This window comes from Algihabitans albus (assembly GCF_003572205.1).
Taxonomy (GTDB): domain Bacteria; phylum Pseudomonadota; class Alphaproteobacteria; order Kiloniellales; family DSM-21159; genus Algihabitans; species Algihabitans albus.
The window spans coordinates 99,259-113,162 of record NZ_QXNY01000010.1 but is presented as its reverse complement, the minus strand read 5'-3'; the positions used below and the strand labels follow the sequence as shown (position 1 = coordinate 113,162).

The 13,904-nt window shown below is 64.7% G+C and carries 10 protein-coding genes; 2 read left to right on the top strand and 8 right to left on the bottom strand.

Annotated elements, in window-relative coordinates; genetic code table 11:
- The first annotated feature begins 18 nt into the window (after positions 1-18).
- The gene (locus DBZ32_RS20990) at positions 19-1,551 is read left to right on the top strand and encodes an acyl-CoA carboxylase subunit beta (RefSeq protein WP_119169211.1); all 1,533 of its coding nucleotides are present in this window, start codon (positions 19-21) and stop codon (positions 1,549-1,551) included.
- A 284-nt stretch (positions 1,552-1,835) separates the two neighbouring features.
- On the top strand, positions 1,836-4,070 hold the full coding sequence (gene parC, locus DBZ32_RS20985) for a DNA topoisomerase IV subunit A (protein ID WP_119169210.1): 2,235 nt from the start codon (positions 1,836-1,838) through the stop codon (positions 4,068-4,070).
- 48 nt (positions 4,071-4,118) lie between these two features.
- On the opposite strand, the gene DBZ32_RS20980 is transcribed toward parC, so the two are convergent.
- The 8 genes from DBZ32_RS20980 to motB all read right to left on the bottom strand — a co-directional run bounded on the left by DBZ32_RS20980 (position 4,119) and on the right by motB (position 13,774).
- Positions 4,119-5,696 (bottom strand): TRAP transporter large permease, encoded by a 1,578-nt coding sequence (locus tag DBZ32_RS20980; RefSeq protein WP_119169209.1) that lies wholly within the window; start codon positions 5,694-5,696, stop codon positions 4,119-4,121.
- A gap of 3 nt (positions 5,697-5,699) precedes the next feature.
- The gene (locus tag DBZ32_RS22610; protein ID WP_235830296.1) at positions 5,700-6,914 is read right to left on the bottom strand and encodes a TRAP transporter small permease subunit; all 1,215 of its coding nucleotides are present in this window, start codon (positions 6,912-6,914) and stop codon (positions 5,700-5,702) included.
- Between the two features lie 249 nt (positions 6,915-7,163).
- Positions 7,164-8,267 carry a TRAP transporter substrate-binding protein gene (locus tag DBZ32_RS20970; protein ID WP_119169208.1) on the bottom strand — a complete coding sequence of 368 codons (1,104 nt, stop codon included), beginning with the start codon at positions 8,265-8,267 and terminating at the stop codon, positions 7,164-7,166.
- 184 nt (positions 8,268-8,451) lie between these two features.
- Complete coding sequence (locus DBZ32_RS20965; protein ID WP_119169207.1) at positions 8,452-9,267, bottom strand: arginyltransferase; 816 nt, start codon at positions 9,265-9,267, stop codon at positions 8,452-8,454.
- Positions 9,268-9,342: 75 nt separating this feature from the next.
- Positions 9,343-10,326, bottom strand: coding sequence for an alpha-E domain-containing protein (locus DBZ32_RS20960; protein WP_119169206.1), 984 nt, complete (start codon positions 10,324-10,326; stop codon positions 9,343-9,345).
- Positions 10,327-10,336: 10 nt separating this feature from the next.
- Complete coding sequence (locus DBZ32_RS20955) at positions 10,337-11,788, bottom strand: circularly permuted type 2 ATP-grasp protein (protein WP_235830295.1); 1,452 nt, start codon at positions 11,786-11,788, stop codon at positions 10,337-10,339.
- Between the two features lie 135 nt (positions 11,789-11,923).
- Positions 11,924-12,442, bottom strand: coding sequence for an RDD family protein (locus tag DBZ32_RS20950; protein ID WP_119169204.1), 519 nt, complete (start codon positions 12,440-12,442; stop codon positions 11,924-11,926).
- A gap of 111 nt (positions 12,443-12,553) precedes the next feature.
- On the bottom strand, positions 12,554-13,774 hold the full coding sequence (gene motB / locus DBZ32_RS20945; protein ID WP_119169203.1) for a flagellar motor protein MotB: 1,221 nt from the start codon (positions 13,772-13,774) through the stop codon (positions 12,554-12,556).
- Positions 13,775-13,904: the final 130 nt, after the last annotated feature.

Genomic DNA, 13,904 nt, shown 5'->3' with positions numbered 1-13,904 from the left:
CAGCAGCGGGGCGCGGGCATGCAGGAGATTCTCCAGGAGTTGGAGCGGCGGCGCGCTCAGGCGCACTTGGGCGGTGGTCAACGCCGCATCGATGCCCAGCATGCGAAGGGGAAGCTGACCGCGCGCGAGCGGCTCGAGGTGTTGCTCGACGAAGGCTCCTTCGAGGAGTGGGACATGTTCGTCGAGCACCGCTGCAACGAGTTCGGCATGGCCGAGCAGCGGGTGGCCGGAGACGGTGTGGTGACCGGTCATGGCACCATCGAGGGCAGACTGGTCTTCGTCTTCAGCCAGGATTTCACGGTTTTCGGCGGGTCCCTGTCGGAGACCCATGCCATGAAGATCCGCAAGATCATGGACAAGGCCCTAGAGGTCGGGGCGCCGGTGATCGGTCTCAACGATTCCGGCGGCGCGCGCATTCAGGAGGGTGTCGACAGCTTGGCCGGCTACGCGGAGGTCTTCGTCGCGAATGTGGTGGCCTCCGGCGTGGTGCCGCAGATCTCCATGATCATGGGGCCCTGTGCCGGCGGAGCCGTCTATTCCCCGGCCATGACCGACTTCATTTTCATGGTGAAGGACACCTCCTACATGTTCGTCACCGGTCCCGAGGTGGTGAAGACCGTCACCCACGAGACCGTGACCCAGGAGGAACTGGGCGGCGCCATCACCCACACGACCAAGTCGGGGGTGGCCGATGTCGCTTTCGAGAATGACGTGGAAGCGCTGCTGGAACTGCGCCGCTTCTACGGGTTCCTCCCGCTGAATAACCGCGAGAAGCCGCCGATCCGCGAAACGCGCGATCCGGCGGATCGCCAGGACGACTCCCTCGACACTCTGGTGCCGCCGAGCGCGAACAAGCCCTACGACATGAAGGAATTGATCCTCAAGGTCGTGGACGAGGGCGAGTTCTTCGAGCTGCAGCCGGCCTACGCCGCGAACATCATCACCGGCTTCGCGCGGATGGACGGCCGGCCGGTCGGCATCGTCGCGAACCAGCCGATGGTGCTGGCCGGCTGCCTCGACATCGACTCCTCCCGCAAGGCGGCCCGCTTCGTGCGCTTCTGCGACTGCTTCAACATCCCCATCGTGACTTTCGTCGACGTGCCCGGCTTCCTGCCCGGCACCAGCCAGGAATACGGTGGCATCATCAAGCATGGCGCCAAGCTGCTGTTCGCCTTCACCCAGGCCACCGTGCCCAAGGTCACCGTGATCACCCGCAAGGCCTACGGCGGCGCCTACGACGTGATGAGCTCCAAGCATCTGCGCGGCGACATCAGCTATGCCTGGCCTTCGGCCGAGATCGCCGTGATGGGGCCGAAGGGGGCGGTGGAGATCATCTTTCGGGCCGACGCCGGCGAGCCGGAGAAGATCGAGCAGCGCACCGAGGAGTACCGCAAGCTCTTCGCCAATCCCTTCGTGGCGGCCTCGCGCGGCTTCATCGACGACGTGATCATGCCCCACGGCACCCGTAAGCGGATCTGCGGCGCCCTCAAGCTGCTCGAGAACAAGCAAGTCGCCGACCCCTGGAAGAAGCACGACAACCTACCGCTGTAGGGGCGGGAAGGACTGCTCCGTCTCAAGCGATCTCCGCCGGTTGGGAGGGACTTTTCCACCGCTAGAGGGCCTGCCGCTCGGTCCTCCATCTTGTGGTCGACACGCCCTGCGCCTACGATGACTAGCGTCTAGACCGGATAGGGATCACTCGTAACCACTCCACGGTTCCGGCGATCGCGTGAGGTCTGGTCCAGAGTCAGATAGTTGGAGACTGTTTCTTCTGATCGGGGAAACCGCCTTGCGGTTCCATAGGATCACAACAGGCTCTAGACACGAGGTTGCCGATGCCCCCCCAGTCCACCGCCGAGTCCGGCGAGGTGCGCGAAGTGCGCCTGGTCGAGGCGCTCAGCGAGCGCTATCTGGCCTACGCGCTCTCGACCATCATGAGCCGCTCGCTGCCCGACGTGCGCGACGGCCTGAAGCCGGTGCACCGCCGCTTGCTCTACGCCATGCGCGAGCTGCGGCTGAACCCCGACACCCCCTTCAAGAAGTCGGCGCGCGTGGTCGGCGACGTGATCGGCAAGTATCACCCGCACGGCGACCAGTCGATTTATGACGCCCTGGTGCGGCTCGCCCAGGACTTCGCGCTGCGCTATCCGCTGATTGACGGGCAGGGCAACTTCGGCAACATCGATGGCGATAACGCGGCGGCCATGCGATACACCGAGGCGCGGCTGACGGCGGTCGCGGCCCGGCTGCTCGAGGGCATCGACGAGGCGGCGGTCGACTTCCGCGCCACCTACGACGGTGAAGCGCAGGAGCCGGTGGTGCTGCCGGCCAACTTCCCCAACCTGCTGGCGAACGGGGCCCAGGGCATCGCCGTCGGCATGGCCACCTCGATCCCGCCGCACAACGTGTCGGAACTGGCCGATGCCCTGATTCATCTGGTTCGGCATCCGGGGGCCGGCGTCGAAACCCTGGTGGAAAAGGTGCAGGGGCCCGACTTTCCGACCGGCGGCCTGCTGGTCGAGCCGCGCGAGTCCATCGTCGAGGCCTACCGAACCGGCCGCGGCAGCTTCCGTCTGCGCGCCCGTTGGGAGGTCGAGCGCCAGAAGGGCGGCACCTATCAGGTCGTGGTGACGGAGATCCCCTATCAGGTCGGCAAGGCGAAGCTGATCGAGCGGGTCGCCGAACTGCTGAATCAGAAGAAGCTGGTGATGCTGGCCGATATCCGCGACGAGTCGACCGAGGACGTGCGCCTGGTGCTGGAGCCGCGCAGTCGCAACGTCGAACCCGAGGTCTTGATGGAGTCCCTGTTCCGCCAGACCGATCTGGAGGTGCGGGTTCCGCTGAACCTGAATGTTCTCGACGGCGATCAGACGCCGCGCGTGCTGTCCCTGCGCGAGGCCTTGCAGGCCTACATCGACCATCGCCACGAGGTGCTGCAGCGCCGCAGCCGGCATCGGCTGGAGCGCATCGCCAAGCGCCTGGACGTGCTGGCGGGCTATCTGGTCGCCTACCTCAATCTGGACGAGGTGATCCGCATCATCCGCGAGGAGGACGAGCCCAAGGCGGCGCTGATCCGACGCTTCGAGCTGAACGAGGACCAGGCCGAGGCGATCCTCAACATGCGGCTGCGCGCCCTGCGCAAGCTGGAAGAGATGGAGATCCGCAAGGAGCATGCGCAACTCGCTGAGGAACAGGCTGACCTGAACGCCCTCCTGGAGGACGAGCCGCGGCGCTTCAAGCTGCTGGAGCGGGAGTTCAAGGACCTCAAGAAGGAGTTCGCGCCCGATACCGAGCTGGGGCGCCGCCGCACCGACATCGCCGAGCCGCCGATGGCCGTCGTGATGCCGCTGGAGGCGGTGATCGAGCGCGAACCCGTGACGGTGCTGCTCTCGGCCAAGGGTTGGATCCGCGCCATGAAGGGGCACGGGACGGCCGCCGCCGATGCCAAGTACAAGGAAGGCGACAAGGCGCGTTACGCCGTCCCCTGCCAGACCACCGACAAGCTGCTGGTCTTCGCCACCAACGGCCGCATCTACACGCTCGGTGCCGACAAGCTACCGGGTGGGCGGGGCTTCGGCGAACCGCTGCGTCTGATGATCGACCTGCCCAACGATCAGGACCTGCTCGCGGTTCTGGTGCACAAGCCGGGACGCAAGCTGTTGGTGGCCGCCTCCGACGGGCGTGGGTTCGTCGTGCCGGAAGACGAACTGGTCGCTCAGACCAAGAACGGCAAGCAGCTTCTGAATCTGGGCGAAGGCGCCGAGGCGCAGGTGCTGCGCCCACTGCCGGAGGGGGCCGACCATTTGGCCGTGATCGGTGAAAACCGCAAGCTGCTGGCCTTTCCGCTGACCGAACTGCCGGAGATGACGCGCGGGCGCGGCGTGACCCTGCAGAAATACCGCGACGGCGGGCTCAAGGACGCCAAAGCCTTCCGCCTGGAGGAGGGGCTGGAGGTCCGCCTGGGTCCGGAACGCAGCCGCACCTTCGATCTGCGCGAGTTTCTCGGCAAGCGCGCCCAGGCCGGCCGCCTGCCGCCCAGCGGCTTCCCGAAACACGGTCGCTTCGACTGAGACATCCGCCGCGTTACGGTCTGTTGGACGGCGACCCGGCTCGGCCTGCTATCCGAAGACCACGCTCGGGAACCAGGTGGCCAGGCCCGGGAAGCTGGCGAGGATGAAGAGCGCGACGATCTGGATCATCACGAAGGGAATCACGCCCCGATAGATCTCCATGGTCTGGATCTCGGGCGGCGCGACGCCGCGCAGATAGAAGAGCGCGAAGCCGAAGGGCGGCGTCAGGAAGGAAGTCTGCAGGTTTACCGCGATCAGCACGCCGAGCCAGACGGGATCGACGCCGAAGATGAATAGTACCGGCGCGACGATCGGGACCACGACGAAGGTGATCTCGATGAAGTCGAGGAAGAAGCCCATAATGAACATGACGACCATCACCGTGGCGATGGCGCCCCAGACACCGCCGGGCATCCCGGTCAGGAACTCGTGCACCATCTCCTCGCCGCCCAGGCCACGGAAGACGAGGCTGAAGAGCGCGGCACCGATCAGGATCACGAAGACCATGGCGGAGACCTGCGTGGTACCTCGCATCACGTCGCGCAACACGCCGTTGCGCAGAACCCGCAGCAGGCTGACGACCACTCCATAGGCGAGCCCGAGGGTCAGTAGGACGGCGAGGCCGATCAGCACCAGGTCCTGAGTGGGGATCACTTGCCGCGTGACCCGCAGATCGGCATAGCCCGTCAGCACCAGCAAGGCGATCAGGCAGGCCCCCGACAGGTAGATCGCTAGGCCGCGCTTCTCGTCCAGACGCAGGCCGGCCAGCATCAGAGCGCCGACGGCACCGACGCCGGCTGCTTCCGTAGGGCTGGCGATACCGGCCAGGATCGAGCCGAGCACGGCGATGATCAGGATGACCGGCGGCAGCAGGGCGTGCAGGACCCGGGCCAGAATCTGACCCTGGCTCATGTCCCGCCGGCGCTCGTCGTAGGGTAGCGCCGGAGACGACTCCGGATCGATCAGCGCCTTGACGAACTGATAGGAGATGTAGAGTCCGACCAGCATCAGGCCCGGCAGCAGGGCGCCGGCGAAGAGGTCGCCGACCGAAACGGTCTCGGGCGAGAAGTTGCCCATCGAAAGCTGGGTTTGCTGATAGGCGTTGGAGATCACGTCGCCCAGCAGCACCAGCACGATGGAGGGCGGGATGATCTGACCAAGCGTCCCGGCCGCACAGATGGAGCCGCAGGCGAGCTTCGGATCGTAGCCGTTGCGCAGCATGGTGGGCAGGCTCAGCAGGCCCATGGTGACGACCGTCGCGCCCACGATGCCGGTCGAGGCGGCGAGCAGCATGCCGACCACCGACACGGAGATGCCGAGACCGCCGCGCAGGGTCCCGAACAGCCGGCCCATGTTCTCGAGCAGCTCTTCGGCGACCTTGGAGCGCTCCAGCATAACGCCCATGAAGACGAAGAGCGGGACGGCGATCAGCACCTCGTTGGTCATCACGCCGAAGATGCGCTGGGGCATCGCACCGAAGAAGGTGTTCGGCTCGAAGACCCCGAAGGCGAAGCCCAGCATGCCGAAGATCAGCGCCGTACCGGCCAGCGTGAAGGCAACGGGAAAACCCGACAGCAGCACCGCGCAGACGGTGATGAACATCAGGAGATCGAGGATTTCTGCCATCGGTCAGTGCCCTCCGGCCGTGGCGGTGCCTGCCGTCTTGCGGAGACCGGCGAGCACCAGGATGGACCGGAAGGCGAGGGAGAGACCTTGAAGAATCATCAGCACGACGAACACCAGAATGCAGGTCTTCAGCAGGTAGACGCCCTGAATGCCGCTGGTTTCCCGCGAGCCTTCGAGCACGGCCCAGGAACTGAGGACGTAGGGCAGGGAATAGCGCCAGATCAGCAGGCACACGGGGATCAGCAGGAACGTCACGCCGAGCAGATCGACCCAGGCCTTTTTTCGCGGCTCCGCCTCGCGATAGAAGATGTCCACGCGGACATGGCCGCCGACCAGCAGGGTATAGCCGGCGGCAATCATGAAAAGCGCGCCGTGGGCGTAGATCAGCGACTCTTGGGTCATGATCGAACCGATGCCGAAGATGTAGCGCATCAGCACCAGAGCGAACTGAACCAGCACCATGAAAAGCGCCAGCCAGGCGACGGTGGTGCCGATATGATAGTTGACCCGGTCGATCGCCTCGGCCGTGCGCTCCAGGCCGAGGGCGGCCGGGATCAAGGCGAGGCTGATGAGAAAAACGAGGATACCGAAGGGCGTCAGTCCGAAGACGACGCCCATGCCGAACCAGAGATGCGGCGCCATCAGCGCCCAGACTCCGCCGGCGGCGGCGGCGAGCGCGAAAAGCTCGCTGGACCGCCCCATGACTCCAAGTATCACGGCGCCGAGGGCGCCGATGGGCAGCAGCAACAGCAGCAGCGGATAGATAAGGAACAGGCTGTGCGTCCAGAGCTGGTGGTCGGTCTGCCGGTAGCTCTCTAGTTGGAGTTCGGCAGCGGCGATCCGCTCTTCGGCCCGTTCGGCACTGCTGACGCGGCGTTCGGCACGGCTTCGAAGACGCTCGTCGCCGGCATCGGCGGCTGCTTCGGCCTCGGCCTCGTCCGCTTCGGCACGTGCTTCGTCGGCGCGTTCCTGCGCCCGCTCGATCGCTTCGGCGAGCGCGGCCTCCTGTCTGGCTATGGCAGCTTCGGCGACCTCGCGGCTGAGTGCCGGGGCTCGGAAGCCTTCGATCAAGACCTCGTAACCGGCGAGTCTTCGCTCCTCGCCTGCGATCGTCCACTGCACCCACGGCAGAAAGAACAGCAGGATGAGCGCCGCTGCCGATAGGACCGGCGGCCGGGTCGCGGCGCTGCCGGACCCGCTTTGGGCTGAAACCGACATGTCGAGTCCCAACGTTCCCTGTACTTTATTCTCTGTGCGAGACTCGCCGACTGACCGTGACGCCGCAACGCCTCAGCCCGCCACCCCCAAACTTGTCTCGCTTCTGACTTTATTCTTGCGGGTTTTATCCCGTCTCGGATGTGAAGCGGCGTCTGTATAGCTGAAACCGCCGCCTTATGTGACGAAAAAACAGAATGGCCCGCCCTCCGGAGGAGAGCGGGCCGCCTGAAATCGAAGCTCCGGTAAAGCTTAGAGGTTTTCAGTCGCGATCCGGCGCATATCGGCATAGCTCTGGTCGGACAGGGCCGTCCAGTCCATCGCCTTCTGCTTGAAGTCCGTATAGGAGGTGTAGATCCGGTCGACCATACCGGACTCCGCCGCCATGTCGGCCAGGACATCGACCGAGGCCGCTGCGAAGGCGTCGAAGATATCCTGATTGAACTGGCGCAGGTTGACGCCGTGCTCGGTCACCAAGGTGCTGAGAGCGTCGCCGTTCCGTGCGTTGAACTCGGCCATCATGATGTCGTTCTCGGCGGCGCAACAGGCGGCGATGAGCGCCTGATCGCTCTCCGAGAAGGAGTTCCAGACGTCGAGGTTGAAGGTGCACTCCAGCGTCGAGCCCGGCTCGTGGAAGCCCGGATAGTAGTAATAGCTGGCGACCCGGTAGAAGCCGAACGCCAGGTCGTTCCAGGGGCCGACCCACTCCGTCGCGTCGATCGCGCCGGACTGCAGGGCCGGGAAGATCTCACCGCCCGGCAGGTTGACGACGGCGGCGCCGAGCTGGCGCAACACCTCGCCACCGGCACCCGGCATGCGGAACTTCAGACCGTTGAAGTCCTCGACCGAATTGACTTCCTGACGGAACCAGCCGCCCATCTGAGAACCGGTGGAGCCGGCCGGGAAGGGCATCAGGTTGAAGTCGCTGGCCAGTTCCACCCAGAGGTCGTGACCGCCGGCGTGGTAAAGCCAAGCGTTCATTTCCGTGTAGGTCAGGCCCATCGGCACGGCGGTGAAGAAGTTGAAGCCTTTCGACTTGCCCTGCCAATAGTAAGAGGCACCGTGGAAGAGGTCGGCCGTGCCTTCGGAGACCGCGTCAAAGGACTCGAAGGGCGGGACCAGTTCACCGGCCGCGAAGAGCTTTACCGTGATCCGTCCGTCCGTGGTGGCCGTGATCCGGTCGGCCAGGCGCTGGGCGCCCGTACCTAAGCCGGGAAAGTTCTTCGGCCAGGTCGTGACCATGCGCAGTTCGCGCATATCCTGCGAGATCGCAGGCGTGGGGAACGCACCCGCCGCTGCGCCCACAGCGGCAACACCGGCGACCCCGGCGCCCTTCAAAAACTTACGGCGCTGCATCTCTTTTACTCCTCCCTGTGTTACGTCAACCCTGTCGTAGATCCTACGCTCGCCGTTCTGGCGATCCGCACCCGAAGCGGCACACCAGCATGCCGCTGGAAGCCTCAGTGGCTGGGACCTTACGGGCTGCCGCCCGAACTCGCAACAAATTGGGCGACTGGTGCGCCCGGAGCGAAAGCGCGCTCTACTCCTCGTGCGACGTGGTGTCGGGCAGTAATCGCCAGCCGTCCGGCCCGAGCGCTTCGAGGGGCCTAAACCGTGCCTTGTAAGCCATCTTCGGCGAGTTCGCGATCCAGTAGCCCAAATATACAACCGGGAGCTCCCGGCTGCGGGTTTCCCGGACGAGGCGCAGGATGATTTCGGTCCCGAGCGACCGGTCGGGTTCGGAGGGGTCGAAAAAGCTGTAGACGGCGGACGGGCCGTCTTCCAGCCAATCGACGAGACAAGCCGCCCGCAGACGGTTTTCACCATCGCGCAGCTCGATCATCCGGCTCTGCAGCACCGTGTCTTCGATCATGGCGCGGTAGTCGGCATAGGCCATGCTGGCCATCTCGCCACCGCTATGGCGCGCCTGTAGATAGGCCAGGAAGAGCTCGTACTGCTCGACGTCGGCCTTGGCGGCGCGGCTCCAGACGGTCAGGTCGGCGTTTCGCCGGGCAATGCGTTTCTGCGACCGGCTGGGTCGAAAGCGCGCGACGGGAATACGCACGGGAACGCAAGCCTCGCAGCCGCTGCAGGCCGGCCGATAGGCAAAGCGGTGGGACCGCCGAAAACCGGCGCGGCTCAACTCCGTATAGAAGGCCGTGTCGTTTGGCGGCAGCTCCGCGACGAGTTTTCGCTCGAACCGACCCGGCAGGTAGGGGCAGGGCGTCTCACGCAGAACGAAGAGGGCATTGCAGGGCGCCGCAAGCTCCGGCCGCGGGATCTGCTTGCGTCGGGATGGCTCGAACGCCGAAGCGGTGAGCGCATCCAACCCGGTATCGAAGGCCTCGTTCGGCATGACCTCTAAATAAGTCTTCCTCTTGCCGCTGCCCAGCCGATCATGCAGGCAGGCGAGACCGGACTGCGATCGGCGCTAGAGATCCTGAGCTTGAGCTTGCTCCGGCTCGTAGCCGAAGAAATCATGCCCCAAGGCGGCGCCGACGTCGATGAGTCGAAGCTGCGTCCAATCCAGGAGTTCGTGAAGACCGCGCTCCAGAATGCTGTCGATCGAGCGGTCGTGATAGACGGCGCGCAGTTCGTCCAGAACCTCCAGGGCATCCGCTCCGCCGCGCAGACGGTAAAGCGCGCGCAGATTGTTCAGGGTCGAGTCCATCGAGGCGATGCAGGCTGCGACCGAGCGGGGAAACAGCGGATTGAGGAGCAGAAAGCCGGAGGCCTTGGCGGGACTCATGCCCGACGGATGAACCCGCCGGAAAGCGTGGTAGCCAGCCGCCGAACGCAGCAGCGCGTTCCACTGACGGATATCCAGATTGCTTCCCAGATCCTCGGGACTGGGCAGCAGCAGGTGGTATTTGACGTCCACCAGGCGGGTGGTCTGGTCGGCGCGCTCGATCAAACGCCCGAGCTGATAGAAGTACCAGCCCTCGTCGCGGTAGAAAGTGCCTTCGGTGATGCCCGTATGACTCTGGCAGCTTTCCTTGATGGCACCGCAGAGCCTGGCGATCCGCTCCTCCGCGACGTCTTCCGGCCGGAGCGCCCGCATCCGGTTGTAGAAGGTGTTCAGATTGATCCACATCTCCGTCGAAATCAGCGGGCGGAGACTGCGGGCGTTCTCTCGGGCTGATTTGACCAGTTGAACGATGGAGCCGGAGTGCGCCTCGTCCAGAATGTAGAACTCCAGCACGGCCTCGGTGCTGGCCTCGTCGTGACGCTCCGCAAAGGGCTCTTCGTCGGCGTAGAGCTGGACGATGGCGCCCCAGTTCTGGCCGCCGCGCATGTCCCGGCTGAAGCTTTCGTGCACATCCAGAATGCGCGCGAGATTCTCGGCGCGCTCGACGTAGCGTGCCATCCAGAAAATAGCCTCGGCGTAGCGAGACAGCAGGGAGTAGGTGGTCATGGCCTGCAGATTACTCCAACACCCAGGTATCTTTGCTGCCGCCGCCCTGGGAGGAGTTGACCACGATGGACCCCTTGCGCAGCGCCACGCGGGTCAATCCGCCCGGCAGGACCCAGGTCGACTCTCCGGTGATTGCGAAGGGGCGCAGATCGACGTGCCGCGGGGCGACGCCCTCCTCGGTCAGCGTCGGGCAGACCGACAGGCGGACCATCGGCTGGCTGATGTAGTTGGCGGGATCGGCGAGCAGTCCAGCGCGGCAGGCTTCGATCTCTTCTTGCGTTGCGCGCGGACCGACCGTGATGCCGTAGCCGCCGGCCTCGCCGACCGGTTTGACCACCAGCTCGTCCAGATGGTCCAAGGTGTACTGCAAGGCCTGCGGTTCCCGGCAGATGTGCGTCTCGACGTTCGCGAGAATCGGGTCTTCGTCGAGGTAGTATTTGATCAGCCGCGGCATGTAGGCGTAGACGGCCTTGTCGTCGGCCACGCCGGTCCCCACCGCATTGGCCAGTGCGACCGTGCCCTTGCGGTAGGCGGCGAAGAGACCGGGCACACCGAGCATCGACTCCGGATTGAAGGCTTGCGGATCCAGGAAGTCGTCGTTGATCCGCCGGTAGATGACATGCACGGGTTTGTAGCCGGAAACGGTCTTCATGAAGACCTGATCGTTCGGCTGAACGACCAGATCGCGCCCCTCGACGAGGGGGACCCCCATCTCTCGCGCCAGGAAGATATGCTCGAAGTAGGCGGAGTTGAAAACGCCGGGTGACAGAAGGGCGACCTGCGGATCGAGGACTTCCTTCGGCGCCAGCGCCGCCAGCGCTTCGTGCAGTTTGTCGCCGTAGTTGGAGACGGGCCGGATCCCGACGCCGGCCATCAGGTCCGGGAAGGCGCGCTGCATGAGATGACGGTTCTCGACCACGTAGGACACGCCGGAGGGTGTACGTGCGTTGTCCTCCAGGACACGGAACGCGCCTTGCTGATCGCGTACGATATCGGTTCCGTCGATATGCGCGTAAGTACCGAGCGGCGGCGTGAAGCCCTCCATCTCCGGCCGATAGTTGGGATTGCTGTAGATCAGCTCACCGGGGATGACGCCGTCCGTGATCGCCTTGCCCGCTCCGTAGATGTCCCGCAAGAAGGTGTTGATCACGGCCACGCGTTGCTTGACGCCGGTTTCGATCGTCTTCCAGTCCGCCGCCGAAATGACGCGTGGAATGACGTCGAACGGCAAGATGCGATCGACGGCGTCCTTTTGCGTATAGACGGTGAAGGTGATGCCGAAGTTGTAGAGTTCGCGCTCCGCGTCGGCCGAGCGCGTCCGCAACTGGTCGAGAGAAATACGGTCGAGACGCCGGCGCGTCTGTTCCGTTTCGACGAGCGGTTGTCCGGGGAGGCCGTAGATCTCGCAGTAGTATCCGTCGGAGTCGTAGGCGGAGAGGAGAGTGCCGTCGGTCTGTGCCAAAAAAAGCGATCCTGCAGCGTTTTCAGAAGGCAACGAACCTCCAGCCTTCAGCGACGCGTGCATTATGGCAAGCGGTTTCTCGTATCCCAGGGCGTCGGTTTCGGCGACGGTGTCGATCTTCGCCGAAGCGGCGCCTTACGACGGCAGTTCGCCGCGGGACTCGGCAGCTCGACTGCGGACCACGACGGTTCCGGACAGGAAGTCGTGCAGCGCGCGGCGTTTGTCGTTGAAGAAAACGACGGCCAAAACGAGAAGGCCCGTGATCCCCACGGAGACGGAGTAGGTGGCCAGTCTCACGAAAGCCTGAAGGTAGTCGGGCTTTCGGCCGTCGAGACTGCGTGCTTCGATATCCATGAGTTGCATCCCCGGCGTCGCGCCACGCTCGCCGATGAACAGCGTATGGTAGGCGATGGGGAGCAGCGTCAGAGCCGCCGCCTGAAGTGGCAGTAAGAGGCCCAACGACAGGATCCCGATCAGGCCGAGAGAGAACCACAGCACGACCGCCAGCACCGCCAGTATGATCGCGTCGACGACGAAGGCGGCGGTCCGGCGGGTCAGAACCTCGTCGAACAGCGCCGTGTCCTCGAAGGCCCGATTGCCGTCTTCGCCGAGGCGCATCAGGAAGGGACGGCGGGCTGGAAGGTTACTGGTCACGCGACGGTGGCTCCCGATCTGCGGTGCAATCACACTCTACAGATGTGGGTCACGCGAGGCGGTGTCGCAAGTTACCGTAACCGCGCCGGGCCGTTCGAGCGACCCTGCCGCTCAGTTGCCGAAGGTCAGAACGTTGGTAAAGGGGTCCGGCGGAGCCGTCGCTTCGAATTGCTGGTCTTCTCTCACCGCAGCGGGGCGCGCGGTCGTCGCTGCTTGGGCCTCCACCCCATTGCCCGTCGGCGTTTCGGCCGATCCGGCAGCCGTCCCGGATGTCTGTGCCGACGTCTCGGTCGCGGCTTGGGTTGCAGCCGGTTCCGCCGGCTTCTCGCTGCGCTCGAAAAGGCGGGGCGGTTCGAAGGCCGGCTGTATCGGGGCGGGAGCGCCGCCCTCGACTTGGGCTTCGGTCAGGCCGTCTCGCAGGAGCACGATCGAGATCCGGCGGTTGACCGCGTCGAAGGGGTCGCCGTCATTCAGCGGTTCCCTGTCGGCCTTGCCCACCACGTAAGCAACCCTCTGGGTCGGCAAGCCCGACGCGAGAAGGGCGCGTCGGCTGGCGTGGGCCCGGTCGCTCGAGAGCTCCCAGTTCGAGTAGTTGCCGTCGCCCCGGAAGGGGGCAGCGTCGGTGTGCCCCTTGATGGCGACCTCGTTGGGGAGCGACTTCACGGCATCGGCCACCAGATTCAAAAGCGTGCGCGTGTGGGCGAGGGGCAGGGCCGACCCGGAAGCGAACATCGACTTGTTCTGGCGATCCACGATCTGGATGCGCAAGCCTTCCGGAGTTTGGTCGACCAGTAGATTTTCGCTCAGCTCACTCAGTTCCGGAACGCTGGCGATGGCATTGCGGAGCTGCTGGGCGATTTTATCGAACTCTTCTCGCTCCTGCTCGGCCTTCGCTTCCGCCGCGGCTGCCTGGTCGGGTGTCATGCCGTCGAAGTCGGTCTCAGATCCTGCTTGGGTCGAGTCTTCGGTCGCTGCACCGTCGTTCTCTCCGTCGTCGTCTTCCGACGTCTCGTCCGACATGCCCATCACCACGCCCATCGGGGCTTGGGTATCCCGCGCGGCACCTTCCGTGGTTACGGTCTGGCCGCCGAGCACGCCGCCTGCGCCGCTGGTCGTGGAGTCCGTCACCACTGTCGGACTGAAATAGTCGGCAATACCCTGGCGCTGCTCCTCCGAGGTGGAGGCGAGCAGCCAGAGCAACAGGAAGAAGGCCATCATCGCGGTTACGAAGTCGGCATAAGCCACCTTCCAGGCGCCGCCGTGATGGCCGTGCCCGCCGCCCTTCTTGACCTTCTTGATAATGATCGGCGCGTGATTCTCGCCGCCTGCCATCGCATTCGCCTGCCGCTAGACCTGCGCTCTCGCGAGCGCGTCTGCGCAGACTGCCGGTGCAAGGTTAAAGGACAGTTAGAAAGCCTTTGATTTTACTTAAGCTCAAGCGCGGGCAAGGCTCTCTGCAGTG

Bases quoted from the DNA above. Each gene is read 5' to 3' on its own strand.
- DBZ32_RS20990 (WP_119169211.1), top strand. From the start codon at position 19: ATGCAGGAGATTCTCCAGGAGTTGGAGCGGCGGCGCGCTCAGGCGCAC.
- parC (WP_119169210.1), top strand. From the start codon at position 1,836: ATGCCCCCCCAGTCCACCGCCGAGTCCGGCGAGGTGCGCGAAGTGCGC.
- DBZ32_RS20980 (WP_119169209.1), bottom strand. From the start codon at position 5,696: ATGGCAGAAATCCTCGATCTCCTGATGTTCATCACCGTCTGCGCGGTG.
- DBZ32_RS22610 (WP_235830296.1), bottom strand. From the start codon at position 6,914: ATGTCGGTTTCAGCCCAAAGCGGGTCCGGCAGCGCCGCGACCCGGCCG.
- DBZ32_RS20970 (WP_119169208.1), bottom strand. From the start codon at position 8,267: ATGCAGCGCCGTAAGTTTTTGAAGGGCGCCGGGGTCGCCGGTGTTGCC.
- DBZ32_RS20965 (WP_119169207.1), bottom strand. From the start codon at position 9,267: ATGCCGAACGAGGCCTTCGATACCGGGTTGGATGCGCTCACCGCTTCG.
- DBZ32_RS20960 (WP_119169206.1), bottom strand. From the start codon at position 10,326: ATGACCACCTACTCCCTGCTGTCTCGCTACGCCGAGGCTATTTTCTGG.
- motB (WP_119169203.1), bottom strand. From the start codon at position 13,774: ATGGCAGGCGGCGAGAATCACGCGCCGATCATTATCAAGAAGGTCAAG.